The organism is Halalkalicoccus jeotgali B3 (genome assembly GCF_000196895.1).
GTDB classification, from domain to species: domain Archaea; phylum Halobacteriota; class Halobacteria; order Halobacteriales; family Halalkalicoccaceae; genus Halalkalicoccus; species Halalkalicoccus jeotgali.
The window spans coordinates 1,045,585-1,070,021 of the sequence record NC_014297.1 but is presented as its reverse complement, the minus strand read 5'-3'; the positions used below and the strand labels follow the sequence as shown (position 1 = coordinate 1,070,021).

Annotated in this window: 29 protein-coding genes and 1 pseudogene; 23 read left to right on the top strand and 7 right to left on the bottom strand. The window is 60.2% G+C overall.

Features of this window, described 5'->3' with window-relative positions; genetic code table 11:
- Positions 1-140: 140 nt before the first annotated feature.
- Complete coding sequence (locus HACJB3_RS05510) at positions 141-512, top strand: SHOCT domain-containing protein (protein ID WP_008414699.1); 372 nt, start codon at positions 141-143, stop codon at positions 510-512.
- A gap of 26 nt (positions 513-538) precedes the next feature.
- On the opposite strand, the gene HACJB3_RS05505 is transcribed toward HACJB3_RS05510, so the two are convergent.
- Both HACJB3_RS05505 and HACJB3_RS05500 read right to left on the bottom strand, forming a co-directional pair.
- Positions 539-1,498 (bottom strand): PH domain-containing protein, encoded by a 960-nt coding sequence (locus HACJB3_RS05505; protein ID WP_008414698.1) that lies wholly within the window; start codon positions 1,496-1,498, stop codon positions 539-541.
- Positions 1,499-1,588: 90 nt separating this feature from the next.
- Positions 1,589-2,212 (bottom strand): adenylate kinase, encoded by a 624-nt coding sequence (locus HACJB3_RS05500; RefSeq protein ID WP_008414696.1) that lies wholly within the window; start codon positions 2,210-2,212, stop codon positions 1,589-1,591.
- Positions 2,213-2,354: 142 nt separating this feature from the next.
- Between HACJB3_RS05500 and HACJB3_RS21020 the strand changes: the two genes are divergently transcribed.
- The 3 genes from HACJB3_RS21020 to HACJB3_RS05490 are packed head-to-tail and all read left to right on the top strand — an operon-like array spanning position 2,355 to position 3,885.
- Positions 2,355-2,486, top strand: a complete 132-nt coding sequence (locus HACJB3_RS21020; RefSeq protein ID WP_274378064.1) for a hypothetical protein — start codon at positions 2,355-2,357, stop codon at positions 2,484-2,486.
- Positions 2,486-3,466, top strand: a complete 981-nt coding sequence (locus tag HACJB3_RS05495) for a YeiH family protein (RefSeq protein ID WP_008414693.1) — start codon at positions 2,486-2,488, stop codon at positions 3,464-3,466. Before HACJB3_RS21020 ends, HACJB3_RS05495 begins: the two co-directional genes overlap by 1 nt.
- A 44-nt stretch (positions 3,467-3,510) precedes the next feature.
- Positions 3,511-3,885 carry a hypothetical protein gene (locus tag HACJB3_RS05490; RefSeq protein WP_008414690.1) on the top strand — a complete coding sequence of 125 codons (375 nt, stop codon included), beginning with the start codon at positions 3,511-3,513 and terminating at the stop codon, positions 3,883-3,885.
- A 6-nt stretch (positions 3,886-3,891) separates the two neighbouring features.
- Here the strand turns inward: HACJB3_RS05490 and HACJB3_RS21015 are convergent, their stop codons facing one another.
- Positions 3,892-4,020: a hypothetical protein gene (locus tag HACJB3_RS21015; protein WP_008414689.1), complete on the bottom strand. Its 129-nt coding sequence runs from the start codon at positions 4,018-4,020 to the stop codon at positions 3,892-3,894.
- Between the two features lie 328 nt (positions 4,021-4,348).
- Here HACJB3_RS21015 and HACJB3_RS05485 point away from each other — a divergent pair, with 328 nt between their 5' ends.
- Both HACJB3_RS05485 and HACJB3_RS05480 read left to right on the top strand, forming a co-directional pair.
- Positions 4,349-5,362: an ABC transporter ATP-binding protein gene (locus HACJB3_RS05485; RefSeq protein ID WP_008414688.1), complete on the top strand. Its 1,014-nt coding sequence runs from the start codon at positions 4,349-4,351 to the stop codon at positions 5,360-5,362.
- A complete protein-coding gene (locus HACJB3_RS05480; protein WP_008414687.1) occupies positions 5,359-6,252 on the top strand; it encodes an ABC transporter permease in 894 nt (297 codons plus the stop codon). Before HACJB3_RS05485 ends, HACJB3_RS05480 begins: the two co-directional genes overlap by 4 nt.
- Positions 6,253-6,263: 11 nt before the next feature.
- Here the strand turns inward: HACJB3_RS05480 and HACJB3_RS05475 are convergent, their stop codons facing one another.
- Positions 6,264-6,698 (bottom strand): Rieske (2Fe-2S) protein, encoded by a 435-nt coding sequence (locus HACJB3_RS05475; protein ID WP_008414686.1) that lies wholly within the window; start codon positions 6,696-6,698, stop codon positions 6,264-6,266.
- A gap of 228 nt (positions 6,699-6,926) precedes the next feature.
- Between HACJB3_RS05475 and HACJB3_RS05465 the strand changes: the two genes are divergently transcribed.
- The 9 genes and pseudogenes from HACJB3_RS05465 (at position 6,927) to HACJB3_RS05425 (ending at position 13,130) form a co-directional block, all read left to right on the top strand.
- Positions 6,927-7,118 (top strand): hypothetical protein, encoded by a 192-nt coding sequence (locus tag HACJB3_RS05465; RefSeq protein WP_008414685.1) that lies wholly within the window; start codon positions 6,927-6,929, stop codon positions 7,116-7,118.
- A 447-nt stretch (positions 7,119-7,565) separates the two neighbouring features.
- The gene (locus HACJB3_RS05460) at positions 7,566-7,910 is read left to right on the top strand and encodes a hypothetical protein (protein WP_008414683.1); all 345 of its coding nucleotides are present in this window, start codon (positions 7,566-7,568) and stop codon (positions 7,908-7,910) included.
- Between the two features lie 265 nt (positions 7,911-8,175).
- Positions 8,176-8,301, top strand: a pseudogene (locus HACJB3_RS21305) (DUF5817 domain-containing protein); the annotation flags it as partial.
- 51 nt (positions 8,302-8,352) lie between these two features.
- Complete coding sequence (locus HACJB3_RS05450) at positions 8,353-11,268, top strand: hypothetical protein (protein ID WP_008414681.1); 2,916 nt, start codon at positions 8,353-8,355, stop codon at positions 11,266-11,268.
- Positions 11,265-11,501: a hypothetical protein gene (locus tag HACJB3_RS05445; RefSeq protein ID WP_008414679.1), complete on the top strand. Its 237-nt coding sequence runs from the start codon at positions 11,265-11,267 to the stop codon at positions 11,499-11,501. The genes HACJB3_RS05450 and HACJB3_RS05445 overlap by 4 nt, the downstream gene beginning before the upstream one ends.
- Before the next feature lie 367 nt (positions 11,502-11,868).
- Positions 11,869-12,081, top strand: a complete 213-nt coding sequence (locus HACJB3_RS20635; protein WP_238532839.1) for a hypothetical protein — start codon at positions 11,869-11,871, stop codon at positions 12,079-12,081.
- Between the two features lie 136 nt (positions 12,082-12,217).
- Entirely contained in the window at positions 12,218-12,424 is a 207-nt protein-coding gene (locus HACJB3_RS05435) for a hypothetical protein (protein ID WP_008414676.1), read from the top strand.
- 240 nt (positions 12,425-12,664) lie between these two features.
- Positions 12,665-12,901, top strand: a complete 237-nt coding sequence (locus HACJB3_RS05430) for a hypothetical protein (RefSeq protein WP_008414675.1) — start codon at positions 12,665-12,667, stop codon at positions 12,899-12,901.
- Entirely contained in the window at positions 12,894-13,130 is a 237-nt protein-coding gene (locus tag HACJB3_RS05425) for a MarR family transcriptional regulator (protein ID WP_008414674.1), read from the top strand. The genes HACJB3_RS05430 and HACJB3_RS05425 overlap by 8 nt, the downstream gene beginning before the upstream one ends.
- An 84-nt stretch (positions 13,131-13,214) precedes the next feature.
- Here the strand turns inward: HACJB3_RS05425 and HACJB3_RS05420 are convergent, their stop codons facing one another.
- Positions 13,215-13,784 carry a GIY-YIG nuclease family protein gene (locus HACJB3_RS05420; protein WP_008414673.1) on the bottom strand — a complete coding sequence of 190 codons (570 nt, stop codon included), beginning with the start codon at positions 13,782-13,784 and terminating at the stop codon, positions 13,215-13,217.
- Between the two features lie 97 nt (positions 13,785-13,881).
- Here HACJB3_RS05420 and HACJB3_RS05415 point away from each other — a divergent pair, with 97 nt between their 5' ends.
- Both HACJB3_RS05415 and HACJB3_RS20630 read left to right on the top strand, forming a co-directional pair.
- Entirely contained in the window at positions 13,882-14,637 is a 756-nt protein-coding gene (locus HACJB3_RS05415) for a ParA family protein (RefSeq protein ID WP_008414671.1), read from the top strand.
- On the top strand, positions 14,634-14,981 hold the full coding sequence (locus HACJB3_RS20630; RefSeq protein ID WP_238532838.1) for a hypothetical protein: 348 nt from the start codon (positions 14,634-14,636) through the stop codon (positions 14,979-14,981). The genes HACJB3_RS05415 and HACJB3_RS20630 overlap by 4 nt, the downstream gene beginning before the upstream one ends.
- Here HACJB3_RS20630 and HACJB3_RS05405 read toward each other — a convergent pair.
- Positions 14,978-15,535, bottom strand: coding sequence for a hypothetical protein (locus tag HACJB3_RS05405; protein ID WP_008414668.1), 558 nt, complete (start codon positions 15,533-15,535; stop codon positions 14,978-14,980). The genes HACJB3_RS20630 and HACJB3_RS05405 overlap by 4 nt on opposite strands.
- Before the next feature lie 388 nt (positions 15,536-15,923).
- Positions 15,924-16,064, bottom strand: coding sequence for a hypothetical protein (locus HACJB3_RS20005; RefSeq protein WP_162147992.1), 141 nt, complete (start codon positions 16,062-16,064; stop codon positions 15,924-15,926).
- 372 nt (positions 16,065-16,436) lie between these two features.
- On the opposite strand from HACJB3_RS20005, the gene HACJB3_RS05395 reads away from it, so the two are divergent.
- The 6 genes from HACJB3_RS05395 to HACJB3_RS05370 are packed head-to-tail and all read left to right on the top strand — an operon-like array spanning position 16,437 to position 24,423.
- On the top strand, positions 16,437-16,955 hold the full coding sequence (locus HACJB3_RS05395; protein ID WP_238532837.1) for a hypothetical protein: 519 nt from the start codon (positions 16,437-16,439) through the stop codon (positions 16,953-16,955).
- A gap of 20 nt (positions 16,956-16,975) precedes the next feature.
- The gene (locus HACJB3_RS05390; RefSeq protein WP_008414663.1) at positions 16,976-18,934 is read left to right on the top strand and encodes a hypothetical protein; all 1,959 of its coding nucleotides are present in this window, start codon (positions 16,976-16,978) and stop codon (positions 18,932-18,934) included.
- 1 nt (position 18,935) lies between these two features.
- A complete protein-coding gene (locus tag HACJB3_RS05385) occupies positions 18,936-20,375 on the top strand; it encodes a hypothetical protein (protein ID WP_008414662.1) in 1,440 nt (479 codons plus the stop codon).
- A gap of 1 nt (position 20,376) precedes the next feature.
- The gene (locus HACJB3_RS05380) at positions 20,377-22,329 is read left to right on the top strand and encodes a VirB4 family type IV secretion system protein (protein WP_008414661.1); all 1,953 of its coding nucleotides are present in this window, start codon (positions 20,377-20,379) and stop codon (positions 22,327-22,329) included.
- Entirely contained in the window at positions 22,307-23,329 is a 1,023-nt protein-coding gene (locus tag HACJB3_RS05375) for a hypothetical protein (protein ID WP_008414660.1), read from the top strand. Before HACJB3_RS05380 ends, HACJB3_RS05375 begins: the two co-directional genes overlap by 23 nt.
- Positions 23,326-24,423, top strand: a complete 1,098-nt coding sequence (locus tag HACJB3_RS05370) for a hypothetical protein (protein WP_008414659.1) — start codon at positions 23,326-23,328, stop codon at positions 24,421-24,423. The genes HACJB3_RS05375 and HACJB3_RS05370 overlap by 4 nt, the downstream gene beginning before the upstream one ends.
- Positions 24,424-24,437: the final 14 nt, after the last annotated feature.

Sequence of the window (24,437 nt, the reverse complement as noted above, 5' to 3'; positions counted from 1 at the left end):
GTAGGAAATCGTGGGTAATCAACCTGTTCCTCTCGGTTTGAGCGGTCTCCGAACGATCGGACCGCCGATCGAGCGCTCGACCCGGAACCGACAGGCACACGGTCCATTATACTCTTGCCGGACGAACCGATGAATCAACTATGGGTCGTGACAGTACGGAAAGCAGCTACGACGTCGTGGAGATCTTCATCATTAAGTTCGTCCTCGCCGACGTCATCATCATCGCGGCGCTGTTGCTCGCCGATCCCATCTACGCGGTCGCCATTACGGCGCTGCTCGTCGTCAGCGTGTTCCTGACGTGGTATCTCACCCAGCGGGTCGACTCCAGTCGAACCGTCGAGGACGACCCATCCGAGCGCGATCCGGTCACGACACTCCAGCGTCGCTACGCCGCCGGCGAGATGAACGACGCCGAGTTCGAAGCCGCGCTCGACCGGTTGATCGAGACCAACGAGCGGGCCGACCAAGCGGGGGTCGAAACGCGGGAGCTGTCGATCGAACGATCGAACTGAGACGCCCTCGTTCCGGCGACGGCGGATCAAGCGTTCCGAATCGTCAATGCGTCGGCGATCTCCCGGTTCGTCCGGGCGGATTCGATCCGATCGAAGAGGCGTTCAGCGTCGTCGATCGTAGTCCGGTCACAGCGCAGATCGAATCGGCGGGGGCGTTCGATGACGAGTTCCTCGGCTGTCAGACGGACGTCGGCGACGGTCGTCCACGGAACGAAACGCCGTTGCATCGGCCGGACGACCGCGAGTCCGGCCTCGTGAACCCGCAGTTCCGGCAGCCACCGATCCGTCAAATCGAGGAGGCGGTCCGGATCGAAAATCCGGGCCAGTCGGCCGTCCCGACCGGTCTTCCCGAGTCGGAGACGCAGTTCGAGTCCCCGGTAGAGGGCGAAGACACCCCACACGAGGACGTGGAGGATCGTGTTTCCGGCCGAGAACTCGCCCGTCGCCACGATCAACGCGGCGTAGCCCGCGATCCAGAGCGCGCCGAGTGCGAACCACCGGCGGTCCTGGTTCGGCTTCAGCCACAGGACCGACGCCGTCGGCTCGTCCGGTGTCATCGCGCGCGCATAGCGGGTCCGCGACATGGTCGCGATCGCGAACGCGCCGAGAAGCGTCAGCCCCGCCCCGATACCCGCACCGAGGGCGACCAGCGCCGGGATCGCGGGGACCGCGAGCGCGATGGCGGCGATCCCGACGAGAACGACGGCGGGAACGAACGGGAGGACCAACCGTTGCGATCGCCGACCGATGCGCTCGGGCAGGCCCGCGACGAAACTCGACGCCACGCCACCGGCGATGACGCCGACGGTCGCCGCGGTCGAGACGCCTCCGAGGACGCTCGCCACCGACGCGCCGACCGCGGCCGCGACGGTCAGCACCGCCGCGACGAGGACGGCCGCGAGGAAGGCCCCCGCGGCGGCCATGAACCCCGCGTCGGGCGTCTCGAACGCCTCGACGGGGAGCGTCGGGTCGTGCCGGTGGGACATGAATACTCGCGTATATGTTCGGCGGGGTAAAATACCTTCGCCGAACGCCCCCGACCGGCGATCCGTCCGCACGGGCGACCGAACCGGTGGTTAGCGGACGCGCTCGTCGATCGCGGCCTCGATATCGGCCCAGACCTCGTCGGGGCTCCCTTCGCCGTCTATCCGGACGAACCCCGCGTGGTCCTCGTAGTGCTCGATGACCGGCGCGGTGTTCTCCTCGAAGACCCGCAGGCGCTCTTTGACGGTGTCTTCGGTGTCGTCATCGCGCTGGACGAGGCGTTCGCGCACCGCCTCGTCGTCGGGCATGTCGAACTCCGTGTGATAGTTCTCGCCCGTCTCGGGGTCGACGCGCCGGCCCGTCAGTCGGTGGACGAGTTCCTCTTCGGCGACATCGAGATAGAGGATCACGTCCAGATCCGTGATGCCTTCGAGGTACTCGACCTGGGACTCGTTTCGCGGATAGCCGTCCAGCACGTAGCCGTCGGCCGATTCGAGGGCCTCGCGGACGATCTCGTTGACGAGCTCGTCGGGGACCAGTTCCCCGGTCTCCATGTACTCGCGTGGCGTGCCGTACTCGGTCTCCGTGTCCTTGTTCGCGCGCAGGGCGTCGCCCGTCGTGACGTGTTCGACCCCGTACTCCTCGGCGATATTCGAACTCTGGGTTCCCTTTCCCGCACCGGGCGCCCCGACGATCAGGATCTGTGGTTGTGCCATATCGGCCCCTCGCTCCTCCAGCATTAAAGAGATACAGGAACCGCGACTCGCCCCCGAAAGTTGTTGCAGTCGTCGGAGATTTTTGCCAGCGAAAACGACACGGTAAAGTCGTTCACGCGGATGGATACGCGCAAGCATGGTCATGGAGCGTGACGACGGAACGCCGCTATCGGGACAGATAAGCGCGTACTGGACCGGTCTCGACCGGGGATGGCAGGCGGTAATCCTCGGGGTCGCCGTCGTCGGGCTACACTGGATGGGGCAGGCGATCTGATGGGTTTGCGGCAACAAATTCCGGGAATACTGACGCTGGTCGTCGTCGGGATCGTCGCCCGGAGCGTCGCGGGCCTAGTGGGGATCAACGACCTCGTCCTCGCGATCGGCGTGGGCGTGCTGATCGGCAACCTCGTGGAGATTCCACCGTGGATCGCCCACGGGATCGAGAACCACAAGCTCTTTCTCGAAACCGGGATCGTGCTGCTCGGGGCGTCGATCGCGATCGACGAACTGATCGGGGCGGGGCCGACGGTTCTCGTGTTGGTCGTCGTGACGGTCGCGTTCAGCCTCCTGTTAGTCGAGGCGGTAGCGCGCCGCGTCTTCGGTCTCCGTGGGAAGACCGCCTCGTTGCTCGCGGCCGGAACTAGCATCTGCGGGGTGTCCGCTGTCGCGGCCGTCGGGCGGGTCGTCGAGGCCCGGGGCGATCAACTCACGTACGCGGCCGCAACGGTCGTTTTCTTCGACGCGATCACGCTCGTGCTCTACCCTGCCCTCGGGGATCTGCTGGGACTGAGTGCCCGTCAGTTCGGCGTCTGGGCCGGACTGAGTATGTTCAGTACGGGCCCGGTCGCGGCGGCGGGATTTGCTCACTCGCCGGAGGCCGGCCAGTGGGCGACGGTGACGAAACTCGCCCGAAACACCCTCCTTGGTGCGGTCGTCGTCGCGTACTCGCTCGGGTACGCGACTCGGAAGGCGAACGATCCCGGCGTCAAGCGCCTCTGGCTCCAGTTCCCGAAGTTCCTTGTCGGCTTTCTCTTGGTGGCGGCGGTCGCCAACGCCGGGCTGTTGACCCCCGAGTCGATAGCGGGGATCGGTCGAACCGCCGATTGGCTGTTCGTCCTCGCGTTCGTCGGACTCGGCTTCGAGATCCGACCGGCCCGGATGCGCGAGAGCGGCCTGACGCCGATCGCAACCGTCCTCTGTGCGTTCTGTGTGATCAGCATCGTTACGCTACTGGTCGTCCGCGCGCTCCTGTAGTCAGTCTTCGAGCGACCTTTCGGTCTCGCCTCCGTAGTCGACGTATGACGAGATTCTGCGCCGATTCGGAGTCCGACCGCAAAGCGCTCTTCGCGGACGCGATCGCCGCCCATCGGGCCCGCGAGAGTCGATTCTGTACGTTCGAAGCCGACACCGAGGGGCCGACGTGGATGCAGGTCGGCGGGAACACCATGAACCTCGACTGCACCGACGAGGAACTCTATCGCCTCGAAGGGCTGCTCGACGAGTTCGCTGCGTTCTCGATCGAGGAACTGACCCGGCCCGAGAACGCCGAGGGAACGAACGTCCGGATCCAGGCCTACACCGACGAGGAGCGACTCGCGGAGTTCGTCGAACGGTGTTTCCGGACCGTCTACGAACAACCCACGGGATACGTCGCGTGGGTGACGGAAGTCTGAGTCCGATTACTGTTCGATTTCGACGGGATCGGAGGCGAACAGCCACGCCTCCGCGGAGGTCGCATCCCGAAGTTCGAGACCGTTTGACCGGTAGTACGCCGACACGCGATCGGCAGCATCGTGCTGGAGATCCATAACGAATAGATAGTCGAAATGATACGTTACTATACACTCGCTAGTGGCGACCATCGCGAACGACCCGCTCCGTGCGGCGGTGCGGCCCCGTGATGCGATAGGGAGTCGATAATCGTCGATAAGCGGTGCTTAGACGGATTCCGGGGCCGCTACGAACGGGGGAACCGACCGAAGGTAGGTCCGGCCCCGTTTAGCCCTGTTTGCCCTCACCGCCGATCAGTAGATGCGACTCGGGATACTCCCCGAGGCCGGCGAAGACGGCCGCGGCTCACGTTGATTGAATATTCGTTCAGTATCTATATACGCGTTCGTCCGCTTTACCGATCCGATGAACGCGATCGAGGCGACGAGCGTCGAACTCACCTATTCGGACGGGACCGAGGCCGTCCGGGGGATCAATCTCGCGGTCCCCGAAGGGGAGTTTTTCGGGTTCCTGGGTCCGAACGGTGCCGGCAAGACGACGGCGATCAAGACGCTCACCACCCTGTTGCGCCCGACCGCGGGCACGGTCGCGGTAAACGGGTTCGACGTGATCGAGGAGCCACGAGCGGTGCGAGCATCGATCGGGTACATGGCCCAAGAGACGAGCATCGATAAGGAACTCACCGCCCGCGAGAACGTCAGTTTCGCCTGTGAGGCCTACGGCGTTCCCCGAGGCGAGCGTGCCGATCGGATCGACGAACTGCTCGATCTGGTCGATCTGGCGGACGTCGCCGAGAAGCGCGCCGACGGGTTCTCCGGCGGGATGCGAAAGCGCCTCGACGTCGCGACCGCTCTCGTCCACCGCCCCCCGCTCGTCTTTCTCGACGAGCCGACGACCGGGCTCGATCCGAAGGCCCGGATCGACCTCTGGGAATACTTCAGGGAGATCAACCGCCAGGGGACGACGGTGTTTCTCACGACCCAGTACCTCGAGGAGGCCGACCAGCTCTGCGATCGCCTCTCGGTGATCCAAGACGGGCGGATCGTCGCCACCGATTCGCCCGAGGCGCTCAAATCGCAGGTCGGCGGCGACGTCCTCGACATCACGCTCGCGGACGCGAGCGAGGACGACCGCACTCGCGCTCGCCGGGTCGCAGAGCGGTCCGGGCTCTTCGAGGACGGCACCGTCGAACCCACCGACGAGGGAATCAGTGTCACCTCGAAGCGCGCGCGCCGATCGGGAACGGATCTGCTGGTCGCGCTCCGCGATGCGGGGCTCACTGTGACCGGCTTCGACGTCAGATCGCCGACGCTCGACGACGTGTTCCTCGCGATCACCGGCGAGCGGGCGAACGACGAGCGCGACCGAACGGAGTCGGGCGGCCCCGGCGAGCCCGTCGAGACGGAGGTGGGCCGGTGAGTACTCCCGACGGCGTAGTCGAGCAACGGAGCGGAAACGCCTTTGCGATCGACGTCTGGATCGTTCTCAAGCGCTGGCTGATAAAGACGACGCGCAACCCGTTCGTAGTCGTCTCCTCGCTGGTCCAGCCGATCGTGTTCCTCGTGTTGTTCACCGAGGTGTTCGGTCAGGTGACCGGCGGGGCGCTGGCCGGCGCGCTCGGTGCGGAAGTCAATTACATCACGTACCTCGTCCCCGCGATCGTGATCCAGTCGGCACTGGTCGCGGCCGCCGGATCGGGCATCGGACTAGTCGACGACATGGAAAGCGGAATGTTCGAGAAAGTGCTCGTTTCGCCGATCAGCCGCGGCGCGATGTTCCTCGGGAAAGCCCTCTCGGAGGTCGTCCGGATCGTCGTCCAGACCGTTATTATCCTTGTACTCGGTTACGTGCTCCTGTGGATCGATACCGGCGGCGAGGTCGGAACCTACGTCGAGACCGGCCTGCTCGGCGTCCTCGGGATCCTCGGGGTCACCGTCGTGTTCGCGATCTGGTTTACCGCCTTCTCGAACGTCGTCGCGCTCGTGACCCGCGATCAGGAGGCGACCATCATCGGCGCGAACCTGCTTCAGTTCCCGCTGTTGTTCGTTTCGAGCGCCTTCCTCCCCGTCGAGGTGCTGCCCGGCTGGGTGCAGGCGGTCGCGACGGTCAACCCGATCACCTACGGCGTCGATGCGGTGCGAGCGCTCGTACTCGGTCGGGACGTCCTTGCCGTCCTCGACGTGACGGCGTTCGGCGGGATCTGGAACACACTCGTGCCGGCGCTCGGACTCTTGGTGGCACTCGATCTCCTGTTGGGCGCGATCGCCGTCGGATACCTGAACCGCGCGTCGAGTTCGCAGGTCGACTGACCCGTTTCGATCTACAGTCGCAGGTGGGAGGTCGAACTCGGCCCGTCGTCGTCATCGTCGTCCTCGCTGGGGCCCGCACGCAGGAACCTGACGTCCCCGTCGGTCAGGTAGACCTGGCCGTCCTCGACGCTTATCTCGACGGAGGGCAGGGTCGTCTCCGCGGCGGGGCCGTTGTCGCAGTAGCCCGAACAGGTGTCGAACATCGACCCGTGTTTCGGGCAGACGACTGCCCCCTCGCGGACCGCCGCACCGACGCCCTCACGGTAGAGGGGTTGAGCCTCGTGGGTACAGCTGTTGACCCACGCCTCGACCGCTCCACCCTCGTCGTCCTCACAGGGCACGAGCAGGACCTCCACGTCCTCGTCGCGCTCGTCACGAACCGTGAACAACCACGTACCCTCGTTTTCGACCGTCTCGACGCTCGTCAATCGATAGCGCCCGCTCATGGTCGCCTCTCGGTCGGGAGGTAGTTTAGCCCCTCGATCGGTAGACGCTTCGTGATATAGAGCACGTCGAACCGTCTATCCGAACGAATTTCCGGCCATCTGTCCATGAGCAAACGACGGGTCGTCCACGACTCTCGCTTCTCGTCCTTTCGTCCGAAATAACGTCGAGCCGATGAATAGATCGGAACGACCATTGTCCCGCGATAGGTGTGGTAAGTCGTCGCACTCATGAAAGATACGGCCCTTCGATTCACGATCCGCTATCACCGAATCGCCATCCTCTTGGCGATCGTCGCGCTGATGCTGCTCGTCGGCGCTGCCGGTGAAGTCGCTGCGCACAACCCGGCCGGCGTCGATGTAGCCGGTTGCCACAACGGCGCCGACGCAGCCGCCAGCCACAACCCCAACTGTCACGGGTGAACCTCGGATACGCATCAGTGAGTGGTAGAGACGCTGTCAGAATCGTGCTGTTGAATACCTCCGTTGCGTTTCATCACGACTTTTGTAGCAGATAATGCCGATCGTCGATCGGCGTACTCCCAAGACGGTCGCAGAAGGACGCCACCGGAACGAGGCCATGTGCACCGTTATTGACCTACTACGGCCGCCATCCAGCCAGAATGGATGTATCGCGGCCGCTGGCTCAAAAACGGTAGAATACGGCGTCCTTCGGGAGCTATATCCGCGAAAACGGAGCTACCGTCCGCCGAACATCTGGCGCATGCTCTGCATCAGACGCAGAGAATCTGGGCCAGATCACGGAGGCTTACACGGCCTCTCACGCTGACTTCTGTCACCCCCAGCAACCAGCATCCATAAATCGTCATACGGTTTATACAACTGGTCAGGTTGCTCGGGGTGACCTCGATGGGTGATCTCGATACGGTCGAGGTTAGCTCCTACGGCGACCTCATCGGCGATCCGTTCCTCAACGTTGTGCGGGCCGACGCGGTCGTCGTCGAGCTCAACGCCGGTCGCGAACTCGTTGCCTACGCCCCCGACTGGCTCGTCGGGCAGAAGGACTACCCGTCGACTGGAGGTGGCGAAGTCGTCGCCGGATCTATCATCCGAGAGACGGATGACGCGATCCTCCTCGGTCGAGAGGATGACGAGGCGTGGTTCCCCAAGAGTCAGATCCTCGTCTTCGAGGCGATCGAGGGCGTCGATCTCCCCGCACCGAAAGCTGCCGATGAAGGCGAGGGGGCAGCATGACGGCAAGTCGTGACGATAAGTATCCCCGCGGTTTTCGCCGAGCATCAGAAATCAAGGGGGAATTCGTATACGTTCTCCTATACCGACTGGTCGATGTTGAATCAGGTGAACAGTTTGCATATCAAATAGATTCGGTTCACCAGACGCGCGAAACCATTGAAGAGGCGAAGAGTAGCACTCGAAATGACTGGTGTCGCTTTTCCCAGATCGAAGTACACTTTTGGTGCGAGAGGAAGCAAATCGTTGCTTCGCAGGAGGATGACAAATGAGGGGCGACAGTGCGCCCTTCTCGGTTGTTGGCTGTACTCATTGTAATAGCTATTGGATAGTTGAGGATATTCGTTTCAAAGACCGAGTTGAGTGTCGGTCGTGTGGTTCTGTTCACAAAACGAGTGCGCTTCGGGTACTTCAGTCCACCCAAACAGCCGAAGAAGCTCGAGAGGTGCGTGGAAAGGCCAACGTCGAGGACGCCAACAAGTCATATAACTCGATTGAATACGACCCCGACGAGCACAGCTACCTCCGAGCCGAGGGCGACGTCGAAGAACTCGGCCTCGAGGACCCCTACGCCGAGATCGCAGAGCAGCGTCTCGAAGCGTTCAACGAGCGCCACTCGACCAGCGGCGAGACGGAGGGTGCACTCGACGAGTGGGACAGCCTCTACGCCTCGCTGTACGAGGGGGCGTTCGAGGACTGTGATCGACGCTACGAGGCGAAGGTCGAGGAGCAACTCCAGGAGTTCGAGGCGGGCGAGCCGATCACCGGCGACGGGTCGCTGACGTTCACCGATCAGGCCCCCCTGTCTGCCATCGTCGACGTGGAGGTGGGCGATCGCTCGCCGACCGACCTCTGGTCGGAACTCACCGAGACGGGATCGTTCATCGAGGCGATCATCGAGTCGGTCCGCGTTAGCGCAACCGGAAAGTCACCCAACGAGTATCGCGAGGAGTTAGTCGGTCGCGATCTCCCCGATACGTATCCCGAGCTCGCAGTCCGGATCGGGAAGGGCGACCGGGTCGCGCTCTGGCAACTCGTCGACGACCTCCAGACGCTCGGCCAGGGGACATCCCCGACCGAGGAGATCGGGCATGCGCTCGAGTTGCTCGCCGGGAGTGGTCGAACGCCGACCGTCGCCGTTCGACTCGATCGGGAGTTCTTCGACCGGGTTGCCGATCAGCGCCGGGGCGTCCTGTCGATCATTGCCGCACTCGCACGAGGGTGTGACGTCCGCGTCGTGACGACCATGGGCGTCCGTCGGAAGCTCGCGAGGAAGCACCGCCAGGACCTGCCCGGCGTTAGCGAGATCTGCAGTACAGGCCGTCCTGGGCAGTCCACCGATGCGACAGTCGAACAGGCCGGCCTGGAACTCAGTCACGACTCGCGAGAGGTGGCGATCCTCCGGCAACTCAGCGGGGAGGCCAGCGAAACCCTCCCGAAGCACGCGATCGAGAGTAGTGCCGGCGTTTCGTCCTCGCGAATACGACAGTGCGTTGGTCGACTCAGCGACCTCGATCTCGTCGCGACGTTCGAGACTGCCGATGGACCGCACGTCGAACTCCTCAAAGCAGGATCGGCGTTTGTGGACCGTCTCGACGCTGAAATCGGTCGGCAGGCAACACTCGATAGTTGCGTTAGCGACTCCGGAAAGTCCTCCATCTATTGCCGTGTAAGCACGCAGCGAGATGGGGGAGGGGAGGACACCCCCACCACCGCCGCGACCGGCCCGGCCGACCGCCGCCGCCACGGCGCCGCCGTGACTGTGGAGTATATGCCCCGGTGGCGAGGGGCCGCGGTTGCTGCAAGTGCCACCGAAGGCGCTGTGAGCTTGGTTGACCACCCAGTTGAACCGAGTGACGAGCTACGCCAGCCGTACCTGAGCTACGATGGCGACGACCGACTGGTGGCCGGCGCTGAGTACCGCAACCCTATGCAGTACACGGTGTGTGTTGCACGAGCGTTAACCGACCGCCGTGTGTTCCGGGATGTTCTCACTCCCGATCGCCTCGACGGTGACGTCGGCGATCTCGGTGGGCTCGCAACGGACGACCCGCGGATCCTTCGGGATGCTCGTTGTCTCGGCTGGCTGTCGGATCGAGATACGACTGCCGAGCGGTACGCGGAGGCGCTGATGGCCGCTGAAGATGAGCTTCTCGACATGACTCGGCAGTGGCATAATGGCGACTACTCGTGTACTCCCGAGGAGTTCCGCTCTCGGATCACTCGGTTCTCTCACGGGATCATCGGCACGGTCGCCCATCTGTGCGATCTCGCCGACGTCGAGCTCGTCCGGGAGGTTCGCGTCCCCGAGTTCACGCGCCGGTTCGATGCCGACGACCGGGCCGACCTCGCGAAGAACGTCGTTCACGGGGCTCAGATCGCGAGCCGGCACGGTCACTTCGCTGCCTATCGGCAGCTGTTCGAGGCCGACGAAGACAAACGAGCAGCTGCGATGGAGCCGTCGATCCCGGCCGATGACCCGTCCGGGGACATGATCGGCTCGTTCGTTATCGTCGGGTCGTCTATCTCGCGACTGGCCGACGACCTCCGGGCAGAGATCCGCCGCGGGGCGGACGGGGCCGATAGTCGACTCCACGAGGACGCCCCCGAGTTCGACGTTCCCGTGTCGATCACGACCGACGTCGGCCGGCCGGCGATGGCACTCACTGCTCGCGATCGGCTCGCGCAGAAGAACCTCTCAGCGACTCGCGAGTCGATCGCGCTGTTCGACGCTCTCGCCGGCTCGCCACTCGACGCCGCGGCGGCGATCGATTACGCCCTGCAGTCCGAGGACCGCCCTCGAGATATCCGACTCGACGAGGTGCGCCGGGCACTCGCCCAGCTCCCCTCAGACCGACTCCTTCCAACCATGCAACCCACAGTTCAGAAACTCACGAAAGCGCTGCTGACCGTTGAATCACCCCTCACACAGAGTGAACTCGCCGGCCGGGCGGACGTCTCGTCTCGGTCGGTCCGCACCCACCTCCCGCGTCTCGAGGCACTCGGGCTGGCCGACTCAGATGAGGCCGGGATTCGCTTTGCGCTCCCCTTCCCGACGAGCGATGAGCGCGGCTCAGACATCGTCCCGGGGATCGCAACGGAGACGGGCGCCGATCCGGTCGACGTCCTCTACGACCTCGCCGAGGCGATCTCTGGCGAGGCGGCTCACGATTCCGAGCATCCGGTCGGCGCGGCGTTCTTCAGTGAGGACTGGGCCGGCGCACTGGGTCAGTTCGCTGTCTACGAGCGCTGGATCGATCTGGCCGGGCGCCTCTCCCATCGGGGCCTCGAGCCCGAGACGAGGACGGTTCGCTTCGGGAGGCAGTCCGATCAGGTCGCGATCCAGGAGGTGGCGGCATGAGCACCGACCCGATCATCGACGTCCACTCGCCGGGCCCGTCGACTGACCTCTCGCCCCGGGAATGCGCGGCGATCCGCCTGCTGTATGGCGAGTGGACGAATCGCGAGCTCGCGATGTGCTTCTCGATCTCGAAGTCGAACATCCCACACCATGGCCGCGGCGAGTGTGGCTGTACGACTGACGAACTCGGTTACGAGGAACTGCTGGCCGATCTCATGGGGGACTCGCGATGAGCGATACCTCCTCAGACGGTACTGAACGCTGTCCGGTATGTGGCCGTCAGATAACTATTGGCCCGTCAGGGATCGAATACGGTCACGAACGCGGACGCGGTGATACAGGAGCGACAGAACGTTGTTCTCGTCGACCGGATTGCGTCGACCCGGGGCGTGACGGCCCCAATCACGATGACTGGTGTCTTCCGGGAGGTGAGCCGGCGTGAGCGATACTTCCTCAGACGGGGCTGACCGAATCGAAAACCGGCGATGGATCGCGCGCAAACTCCGAGCCTGCCGTTTCGTCTCGTGGGACCGATTCACCGTCGGTGAGTGGAACGGTGAACAATCCGTCTCGGTCTACGGCTGGATTGAACGGGGGGACATGCACGAGGACTTCGCGATGGTAATCTTCTGGCCGGAGAGTGAGACTCTCTACAATCTCACGTCCTCTGCTCGTTACTCAAAGGAGTTCACCGAGGTACTGCACGGGGAGTCTGACGAACACAACGAGTGCCGCCGCGTCGAAGATACGTTTAACGTCGAGAACGCGATAATGACGGACGGTGGTGCCGACGTCCAGGAGGCGGATGACTGATGGACTGCCTCTCGTGCGATGGCGAAATGGACGCCCTCTGGACGGCCGACATTGATCACGACGGCTCGACCGCCGGATGGAGTCCCGAGTTCGTCTGCTCGAGCTGCACGCCGAGCTACTACCGGAGGTTTGCATAATGCCCTTCTGCCAGATCTGTGGCCAAGAGGTGAGCCGAGGTCTCGGCGCACCGGCACACGCCCGGAAGCACAAAAACGACTTCGAGCGGATCGTGGGTCGCCAACCCGAGGACTACGATGAGGTGATCGCGTTTTACGAGGGCGACCTCGACGAGCACGAACATGAGCACCCTCAACTCGGCGAGTTCGATGGGAGTGAGCACTGATGCACGGCTACCAGCGTCCCTGTCAGTCGTGCGATCGGGAGATCTCCGTCGTCGTCCCGTTCTGTAAGTGGTGCGGGAGTGCCCAGGGGGGTGATCACTCGTGATCCATCGCGGCGACTGCGATTGCTACAACTACAATATCAAACTGCGCGACGAGGAGATCGCTCGCCAGATTGCGGCGAATCACGCCGAGTGGTATGGGTATGACGAAGACCATATCGACTGGAGTGTGATCGACCGATGAGCGGCTCGTCCGATATCGTCCCCGAGGGATTCGATCTCCAGGAGGCGCTCTACGCTCGCTCGTCAACCCCTCACGAAGAGATGCGTCGGTGTCCGTATTGCGAGTCGGTCTGCCTCACGCCCAATCGGTCCCAGATCGGGCGGACGCCCGGGGCGGACAAGTGGTACTGCACGAACTGTGGCGAGGCGACAAGCGACCCCCTCCCACCGGAAGCGGAGTGTGGCGATGAGTGAGACGACTCTCCCCCGCGAGATCAAGGACTGCCCCCCGTCGTGCAAGCTGGTCTATTACGCTCTGGACGATCACGGCGAGCTGACGCAAGGCGACATCAGCGAGATCACCCGCCTCCCCCCGCGGACAGTCCGATACGCACTCGAGCGCCTCATCGACGGCGAGGAGACTGTCACCGTCCGACCGAACATGGCCGACGCTCGTCAGAAGCTGTATCAGACGAGCAAGTAAGGGCTGCGTTCGTCGCCATCCCTTGTGCAACACTCCCCTTTCACGACCTGCCGATGTTGCACAAGGTTTCACACTATCGCATGACTACTCAGATTCTATCTTCTCAACCGCCTTCGAATCTTCAGCATAGTAGGTACCAAGTTCGTAGTCGGACGTGGATAGTCTGATCTTTGCACCTTCGGGCAGTTCTCGATCGGCCCATTCACCCGCTTCCTCCACTGAACTGAATGGCACTTCTGCTTCTATGGTCATGTAGACTCGACGCCTCTCACTGAGTTTCGCTAACCGTTCGTCACCTGTTTCTTCCAAAGCCGACGCCAGTGGGGGCGGGAGGCTTGTATCCACATCGTCTGGGAGAGTACCATCACCAAGCTTCTCTCCAGTGTAATTCCCGCCTTGTGTTGTCCCCGGCCCATACTGATCCCAGAGTGCTAGCGTAAGACGATCTTCAAGGGATCTCATCAGCCGTCTCTTTCCCCAGAGAAGGACATGCATCTCGACGCAGGTATTCCGGTGTGTACACTTCGACCCGTACTCTACACAGTGTTCTCTATATCGTTTTTCAGGATGCTTCGAGATCCCAACGTACCACATCACATTCGAGTCCTTCTTCGGTTCGAGTTCAATGACGTACAGCGCGCAGTCTGAGTCCATACCCTCGATATAGTTTACTCCGTATTGTCTGTTTTGGATGTTTTGGATAGACTTGTCTGACGGTACTTATTTGACGTTTTGGATAGACAATACAGACATGGCGAAAAAGATAGCCATCACAAACCAGAAGGGCGGCGTCGGAAAGACCACCGTCGCGATCAATCTCGCGGGAGCACTCAACCAGGTTGGCGAGGACGTACTGTTTGTCGACCTCGACCCCCAGGGGAACGCAACTGAGGGACTCGGATTCACGGGCGAATATGACGATGCCTCCGGCCCGTCTCTATACGACACACTCCTCTCGGACCAGTCAACAATCAACGACATTCTGGTCGACCATGACGAACTACGCTTGGCTCCGTCGAACATCGAGATGTTCAACGCCGAACCGGAGCTCATCACCGAGATGCGAAATCGAGAACGCCTCGACATGGCGCTCGAGCAGCTCGACGCTGACCCGGATTACATTATCATCGACTGCCCACCGTGGCTGGGGATCCTCACGGACTCGGCACTATTGGCGTGCGATAGCATCGTCGTCCCAGGGCTGGCCGAATCAACGTCGACCCGTGCCGTCGAGATACTGTTCGACCAGGTCGATACTATCGAGGAGAACTTCGACGAGACGATCGCCGTCGACGCGATCGCGGCGAACCGTGTCGAGAACGACGGCGAGTCAGACGAGATGATGACGTGGTTCCGAGAGACGTTCGAGCCGGCCGTGCCAGTCTACGAGATCCGAAAACGCGTCGCACTCAAACGGGCCTGGTCGAACGGAACGTCCATATTCCACCATGAGGAGGAGTGTGATATGGGAGACGTGTTCCTCGAAATGGCTGAGGTGGTCCGATGAGCGATGACCCAAAGGACTCCCGAAAGGATTCACTCAACGCCCGCTTTCAGAACAATTCGGACGAAGCGTCTACTGAAGAACAAACAAACAAAACATCCAAAACGAGCAAAACATCATCTACAAACTCTACTGGTAGGCCGTCTACGAAGGACAAGACGGCCCTGACGATGTACCTGTCCGAGGAGGAAGTAGATACGCTTGATCTCCAATTCCAAGAACTTAACCTCGAGTATCGCCGTGAGCACGGCGAGAAGCTACAGAAGAACGCAGACTTCTACCCTGCCGTCTTGGAGGCAGCCTTCTCCGAGAAGACTGTACGCGAAGTGCTTGGGATCGAGGATTAGTCTTCCACTACTCTATCTACGACCTTCTCTAATGTATTCCATGCGTTTTCGAAACCATCGTCATGGTCATTCAGCCGCTCTTCGTGACTCTCCAGCATCGATTTAACTTCGGCTACCTCTTGACGGAGTTCCTTGAGCTCTTCTCGGCTTACCGCATCCTGCCCTCTACTCCTGGGGGCTTGTTCGATGCCACCGGCATGGTCTTTGAGCAGATTCAACAGGGCCAACTTCTCCCCATCCGACATCGGAACCTCGGCATCGGTTTCATTTAAAAGACGCTTTGCTTCCTTCCGACCACGGTGTGTTACGGTATAGACGTTCGTATCCCTCGGCGCGCTACTCTCGACAGATCCAGCTCGTTCAATCAATCCTTCCCGTTCAAGTGTCTGAGCGTGTCCGCCGGAAATATTGGCACTTGAGAGCCCCGTAACGGCCCCTATCTGGCTTGTGTTAGCTGTCTCGTCTTCCGCATCGTAGATCGCGAGGAGGACGTTGACAGCATTGTGATGGAGGGTGGTATCCATCTCGACGGTGGAGTCCACTGCTATTGCCATGTGTCATGATACGTTCCTCTTCTCTTTAATCTTCCCTACAGCCATCAAAAGAATAGCTGTACAGCCTCAAACTCCGACGAAGTAAGGAACCCCGCAGGGGTGACGCGCAGTGCGAAAGCGGTACTGGACACAGAACACGATAAAGCTCACCCGATACCCCAGGGGCTCCAGGACACTATCATCTCATCATGCAGATCCTGGTGAACACTTCATCACTCAGAACACATCACAACAGAACAGATCAGCGGGTCATATAGAATCTCAACATTTCATCAAATAAAGACCATCAACATCTCCTCGAGCAGAGTTAATCAACACCTCAACGAGTGTCGACACAGGGCGATCCAGAAGCTGTGAGAAGAGCAGGGAAGCGGAGTGCGGTGCGGCCTCAATCGCCGGCGGGCTGCTCGCCATCGCCGTCCTCGTCATACCACTGGTAGCGATGTACGACCGGAACGCCCGCAGAATCAAGCTGTACTTCTTCAGTCCCGAGATCGTCCCCGTCAGGATTGATGAGTTGCAGCTCCACGAGGGGCTGGTCAGCGCCACCCCGCGGGTCTGTAATAAGCTCGTAGGTGGCTGTGGATGAATGAACGCGTCGGAGCGCCCTCCCCTCGGAGAGGATCTGAAGACGAGTGTGGATCTGTTGTCTCGATCGGCCAGTCCGGTCGGCAAGGTAGCCCTGGGTGCGTGCACATTCAAGGCTGAGAACAGTAAGAATCTGGTTGTCGACAGGGGTCAATCGGGATGACATGTAGTGTAGTGGTGATAATTTCGAGAGGCATCAATTATAGTTGTACTGGTTGGTCACTCCCTCCATTCGATTCGCTTGCTCGGTACGACTTTACGAATTTACTGGACGATACGTAAGTTTAATTGCACATGAGGATAGTGTACTACTATGGACTCAGATACGTCCTGTACCGATGACGACGAACCTGCGATGTCCGGCCTGGCGGGCCGAATCGCACGCTCACGAACGAACCCACTTGATCGCGAAGAATCGAGTCGGCTGAAGTATGCCCTTCACGAGACACGCTCCATGGCGGCCGACATGGCGATCTACGCCTTAATCGGGATCACTGCGTACATGTTCTCCGTCGGGACTGTCTTGGCTCAGTCACAGGATGTTGGTGGCGAAGGTTGTTCCACGATCACACAGCAGGCAGCAGCCAATGGCCTTCCGATGCTCCAACGTATCGGCTTCGTCGTCTGCCTTGGCGTCTTGATCGTTGCCGGCATGTCCTACGCGATACACAAAACACCGGGTAAGCTCGAGGGCGACATCAACTGGGCCAAGCGTGGGTTCATGGGACTCGGCGTTGCACTCCTCGCCCCGACCTTAATCCAGATGGTCTTCGGCGACGTGTTCGGCTTCACATTTGCCGAGTGCGTTACTGGTGGGCTCGGCATTCTCTAATCCGTCCAGTGACCCTTTCTATGATAACCCGTCCCCGACAGACCAACGCGACACTCTCTGCCCTGCTGGTTGTTCTTCTCATCTCGATGAGTGTCGGGGCTGTAGTTATGGTTGGGGCTGGGCCTGTCGTGGCCCAATCCAATGAGACGACGGGCGTCGAGAGCCCAAACGCGAGTGGTAATAGTTCGGCCTCTGATCGCGTCGACTCGGTCCCATCGAACCCTACTCCACAGGGCGGGGATGCTGTGAATGATTCAGAAAGCGAGTCTGAAAACGCGACGGGCGGCGGTTCGGACACCTACCGACCAGAGGAGAATGATGACAGTGGAATCTTCCCGATATCGATCGATCCCGTCGGGCTCCTCATCAGTTTCTTCGAGCCGTGGTTCACGTTCGGGACTGACCTCCTCGTCTCGATGGCCGAGGCACTCCAGTCGAGTACGGTCTATCCGATGCAGGATGGCTCGGTCGCCGTCAGTGGCGAACCCGATGGAGACCTGATGTCTATCCTGTACGAGTATTGGTACGGCGTCAGTTTAGTCGCAGGGGCGGCGATCTGGCTCATCATGACCCTCGTTCTGTATATCCTGGGGATGGTATGGCCGCCGACGCCGACCTACCAGCAGATCAAGATCGCCCAGCAAGAGGCATGGATCAAGCTGCTTCTCATCCCGTTTTCGTGGGCGCTCGGAACGATCATCCTCTTTGCAGCGTCGTTCGCGATGAACGCCGTTCCACTTGATCCGAGCACGATTGCTCCCGATACATCCTCGATCGCTGCGAACAATGCCGCGGCCGGAATCAGCATCCTCCTATTCTATGCGTTCGGTGGCGCGTTCGCCCTCGCGATGGCATTCACGTTCTTCGTGACCTGGCTGTTTCTCTATGTCATCTTCCCAGCCATGCCGATACTGATCGCCATGAGCGTGCCGAAGGTGTGGATCATGAAGGGTGTCGCCGAAGCGTTCGAAGGCGTCCTCGAGTTATTCCCCTCCGCGGCGTTTTTCCCATTACCCGCGGTTGTCGTCCTCTCAGTGGGATACTCGGTTCTCGGTGCGATCGAGAACCTCCTGCCGGGGCCTGCAGAGTGGGGCGCTGTCCCTGTGAGCGCAGTCGCAATCATCGTGATCTGGCTCTTGGCGTTCATCTCGTCGATATACTTGTTCTGGTTCAAGCGGGTCGGTGCTGGTGCCGGTGCCATCATCGCCGGATCGGTCGGCCTTGGCGCGATCTCGAGTGCGCTTGGCCGACTCGGCGGTGGTAGCGCTGCTGGAGCTGGTGCCGCCGCTGGTGGGGCTGCTGGGTCTGGCACGTCGGCAGCTGCTGGCGGTATCAGCAACGCAGTCAATGGGCACGCACTCGGCAGTGGCGGCTCGGGGACGGGCGGGGCGCTCGGTTCTGGTTCGTCCTCGTCGGGACTCTCTACGGGTGGCTCTGACCTCGCATCCGCTGACACGGGCGCAAGCGCACCCACGTCTGCGGGAGCATCTACTGGAACGAATCCGTCGGGGACAGCTCTTCCTGGTGGATCTGGACCTAGCCCGTCGTCAGGGCCGTCCGCTAGCGCGAGTGCAAGCCACTCCTCGTCGGGGACCTCGTCTGGTGCTACTGTGCGGGACTCTCCCGAGGGACGTGTCTCTGTGGATGATCCGTCGATTACGACGGTCACTTCTCCGGACGATCTGCCCGGCGACCAGAAGTATCGTGCAGGGTACTTCACCGGCAGCGGTCCGGGAACCGACATCGAGTTCCAGAAGATGCTCAATGTCCCCCGATCGTCGGAGATGGTTACTGGAGAGACGTTCAAGCGAGTGGACGATGCCTACGGCGAACGCGACTTGTTCGTTCGTGGAGAGAACGACCAGCAGTTCTACGATGTCTCGGAAGTCGCAGAGTCAGATAATCATGGCCTCGGCCTTTCGGAAGCTGAACAGAATGCAGAGAGTCGGTCGACTGTTGATAACGCACGAGGGATCTAATATGGCAAGCAACTCGGAACAAACACAAATCGAAGATTTGGTTGAATCGCTCCACGGGAAGAAGAACGCCACCCGTCGGAATCTCGACTCGCTCGGGACGATGGGGGTAATGGACTTTACCGATACAGACATCGCGTTCTCGGACATCCTTCTTTTGTTCGGGTCGCTGATGACGTTCCTCATCGTCGGCAACGTCGTCCCCGACGGCCGCAACTGGGCACTCCTCGCCCTCGGTATGTCGACACTCCTCATCGGAACCGTCGTCGTCGGCATCTACGTATCGCCACCGGGGATGTCCTTCTACAAATGGTTGAAGTGCAAGAAGGGGTTCAAATTCGGGTCTGATTACCGGTCGGCACACAGGGGCGACTCGGGACGGATCACGAAGGACAGTATCTCGACTAACGGCGATCGTCGTGCCTTGGAGGATCTCACCCGTGTCGATGGGTTTGCACCACAATCCGATGCTGTGTGGCGATTCGATGGCGCTCTGGTTGGTGGTGTGAGTATTGATCCTGCCGAACTCTCGCTTGCCACACAGGCCGACTGGGAGACTGCCGCCGACGAGCTCGGGGACATCGTCAATTCCCTCAGCCACTCGGGAGAACTCCGAAACGGCTCGGTTAAAATCGATACTGAGGGTGTTAAGCGAAAATTCGGCGATCGACTGGGGGACACGGATGTCCGGAGTAACCCGAATCTCCAGCAGAACGTTTCGATGTACAAGGACAACCTCTCAAATCAGATGGAGTCGAAGAACGCCAGCATTCGCGGCTTCCAGATGCTTGCTCCGGTCACGATGGAGGAGGTCCAAATGCAGGGCCACCGGGTCCTCGGCCGTCTGGACGAGTTTCCTCTGGTCGGCTCCACAATCGCTTCATTGCTGGCCTCGAGGGATCTCACTGTCCCAGAGATTCGCTATCGACAAGAGCAGGTCATGAATGGTCGACGGAACTCTCTCAAGAAAAATCTCGCGGGCATCACTGGTTGCGATGCGGACCAACTCTCAATGGACGACTTGATTAGCGTCCTCGAGGAGTCGTGGACCGGCGAGCGCGTCGTAACTGAAGAACGGGACGACCGTTCACTCCCGCTGGTCACGATGTCTCGCGAATATACGGAAACGCAGGGCGACATGCGTTCGCCCGACCAGTTGGCCGATGACGAACTCGATCAGCAGATCATCTCCGATCTACAGCGGTCTGCTGGCACCATTGAAGACGTCCCGGAAGACAACGTCGACGAAGATCTCGGTACTGCTTCCGAACCGGAACTCTCGGATGAATCGCCTGGATCGACCGCGCCCGATGAGGCGAGTCTTGGCAAAGAGTATGATTCGATAGAAGAGGCTGCTGCGGCCCTTGTCGAGGAGATGGAGCAGTCGGACACAGCAACGGAGGCCGCGGATGCAGATGCGGAGACAAAAGAGGCAATGAGTTAATATGAGTGGAAAAATCGCACACCTGAAGGAAAAAGTATCGGACAAGTTCGACACGAGTGCGGACACTGGGTCCGTCGATGAGGCCCGAGAACACCAAGCGCGTGCTGTCGGCCCGTCGTCGGTCGCCTACGAACTAGGCGGGTGCCGGTCTGGCGAAGACTGGATCAAGCACCTCTGTATCACGTCGATGCCCTCGAAGATCGAACCGGGAATCATTGACCTGATCAATACGCACCCCAACACGGCTGTCGAACCCGTCATTCACTTCAATCCGGCTGACAGTCAGCAGATGGTCCAGAAGATCGACCGGTCGATTCAGAAGCTCAAAGTCAAACTCCGCCAGCAGCAGAAACAAGAGGATCCGGATATCGGCCTCACAAAACAGCAGATCGCAGAGCACCAGTTCATCCGCGATGAACTCAAGACGGGGTCACAGAAACTCTGGGATGTCGGCGTTTACATTCGCATTCGAGGCAAGTCGAGAGATGTCGTCACTAACGAGGCACGCTCGATCACTGACGAGCTCAACAAGAACGATATATCGATCCGAACGATCGACTACCAGAGCGACGACGCACTAACAAGCACGTCCCCGATCGCGAAGGACATGCTCGGTGGTGCGTCGGGAAAGATGCTTGGGGATGCCGTTGGTGCGATGTTCCCGTTTTCTGCGAGTACGCTTTACGAGCCCGATGGTGTCTTGATCGGGTACCACGCGGTTACTGACGAGCCGTTCGCCTTCGACCGCTGGAATCGTGAGGGGGGCTACAACGCACTCACTATCGGCGACCTCGGGTCAGGCAAGTCTTTTGGGACGATGATGATGTTGCTTCGACGGCTTGCGATGGATCCCGACACCATCCTCGTGATGATTGACCCGGTCAACGGCCTCGACAAACTCGCCCATGAAACTGGAGCAAAGCGCCTCCCTCTCGGTGGTGAGAACGCTGTCAACCCGATGGAGATCCAGCCAACGCCCATTCACGTTGTTGAGGAAGAGGGACTCAACCCGTTCAACCATTGGGCATCGACGACGCTGGGGTGGTTTGAGACGTTCTTCTCGCAGGCCGGCGGCTCTGACGGCGGTCTCACACGAGACGAGTGGACGGTTCTGCAGAAAGGGATCCGCAAGACCGCCTACCGGATGGAGATCAACGAAGATCCGAAGACCCACTCAAATCCGAGTCCAGCACCGCTCGATCTCCGCGAGACGCTTGGCATGATCGCCGACGATGCCGAGGGATTCTTCGCCCGAACGCCAGATGGCGAGTACAACTTCTCGAGTGACGATCGCGCATCGAACGTTCGCGATTCCGAGAAATGGGAAGACGCTGCTGCGGACCTTCACATGGCGATGGACTCGTTCGAGGGTGGAAACTTTGCCAATCTGGGGCGCCGCTCGAACATTGACCTCTCAGGCAAGTCCACGCTAATCGACGTGCAACAGGGCGGTTCAGATCGGGAGAAGGCCCTCCGACTCCAGGCTCCATTCAACGTGATCTACCAGCGCGCTAAGGCGTCGGACAAACGCATGGTCATTGCCATCGACGAGATCCACCGGCTGTTTGAGACGCCAAACAGTCTCGAGTGGCTCGAAAAGATTGTCCGCCACTCCCGACACTTCGACATCTCGTTGCATATGATCACCCAGCAGGCTCAGGACTTCTTTATCCATCCGAAGGCCGAGACGCTTGCGAACCTTACGTCACACAAGTTTATTCACAAAGAACCGGGCATCCACTTCGACGAGTATGGCGAGAAGCTGGGCCTCACTGAGAACGAGTGCGCCTTCGCCCGGAAGATGAACAAAGGGACGCCAAAGCGGGGATATTCACACTGTTTAGCTGATATCGACGACCACGGGACGTACCCGGTAAAGATCAAACCGTTAGCGGAGGAACTGCTCAAACTCGGCAAGGATCCGTCTGACAATGGAGGTGGTGATAATGCTTAATAATATGTCTACTGGAACAAATTCCAACGTGACAACTCAAAATAGTTCGGATGGTGCTGGTGAGACGGACGGGGATAGCCCCACAGCGACGCCGCCACACGACTATGACCTAAGCGTCATCCTCCGAACGATCGGGAATGCCAGCTCGACTTGCGAGTGCTGCGGGACGGTTGTCGACGGTACTTCTCTCGGCGATTGGATCATCGTCGACCTCGATGAGGTTGATTTCTCTGACGAGAGCCATGCCCTCGTCTGCCTCGACTGTCACGGGACCGAAGAGTGGGAGATGCGCGTTCGACAGAATCGCCGTGACCAACAGATCAACACCCGTCTTGATGAGGTGATTCACTGGGTCAGCCGTGGACCTGTTAAGACACTATTCGCTCGACGAGCTGCCGCTGGTATCGTCCTCCTCTTCGCTGCTACTGCCCTCACCACGATCATGACTGCATTCACATCTGGACTTGTTCCGACCCTGAACTACCTCGACACTGCTAATATCTCCGCTATTGTCCTCGCAGGCACGATCTTACTCGTGGGGAGCTACTGGCTTCACCTCCACGAACGCGAGAAAAATGATCATCGTGGGACGACTGTTCAGGAATTTAATTTCTCGGATGGCCCGTGGTCCGTTCTCGCGATCGCCAGCGCAGGGCTCGTTGGTGGGGCTCTGACGGTGCCACTCGCATCGACCAGCGGGCAGTTTGCGCTGGGGCTCTCGATGTACATCGCAAGCGGCATTATTGGGTTTACAAACCTCGAGACTGCCGTTCGTGCTGATCGGTGCTGCTCCCGAGTCGACTGGGTCCCCCGCTACGACCGCGAACTGTTCGTCCTTCGAATGAGCGTCGCTACAGGTATCGCATCGCTCGTAGTGGGCGTTACAGTGGGTGCACTTCTACCAATCATCTCCATCCCGGCCTACCTCTTCGCACGCAAGTGGTACGACCTCGGGCCTAACTGGGAACTACTCCAGCACAGCAGGGGTGGCGACGAATGAGCATCCTTTCCTGGGTCTCTTGGGGTGGTAAACCGACGAAACTTCTCGAGGATCGCATCGATCGGCTCTATCACGAAATCGAACATCCGAACCGCTTAGAGGTGCGGCCCTATGTCGATACTGCTGGTATGAGCGGCGGCGCAGACTTCCTTGAAGATATCTATAACACTGTCGGCACTGGTCGAAAAGGCGGGACCTTCAGTTTCGAATGGTGGTTCCGAGATCAATTGACTGCCCAGATCACTGCTGCCGACGAGGACCTTAGCGACATCCAGTCGTTGATCAACTCTAAGTACGCCAACAGCCGGATGGAGACGTACCAAGACCCACTCCCCGATGCCAAGGTCGGCGAGTGGGTGTTTACCTGCCGCGTCGAACCACAACTCGACGCCATCCACCCGATATCTTTCCGCGACTCGACCGGTGATCCATTGGATGGCGACCCGTATTCGTCGACACTCCCGAAGTTCGTCAACGAGAATGATGTCCGACTGATTGTTCAGGGCTGTGGCAAACCCATCTCGAGCAAGTGGTACAAGCGCGGACGGATCGGCGGCGACGGTGATCGAATCGCCGATTCGACCCGACAGGGCACGCTTTCAATCGGCTTGCGCCAAGAGACGACAAAGGTCGTGAAGTCTGACCTCAACGAAGACCTCGCGAAAGATATGCAAAAGCAGGTCTCCGATGAGACGTTTCGAACCAGTATCCGTCTCATGGCGATCGGCCCTGATAAATCGGATGTCCAAACCGCTCTTGAAAAGGCCGCTAAGTCCTTCTCAAAATACGACTACGCCAACAAGCAGAAACTTCGACCGACATACTTCAAGCACACTGGCAATATAAACGAGGCTGAAGATCTCGTCCGGCGGCGCGTTCGGAAACGCTCGCCCGTCGGCCGCTTCCTCCACGGAACGTCGAACGCATTCACGATCCAAGAATGGGAAGGGCTCTTCCACCTTCCGAACGGGTCAATTGAGGTCCCCGACGTGAAGTGGGCGACTCGCGAGTCGGGCCCTGGCGTCCCGCGGGAAAGCCACACGTTCCATTCCAATCTCGACCTCGGCGATTCTGAACCAGAGGTGGCGGACTAGTGGCGGCTGCCCCA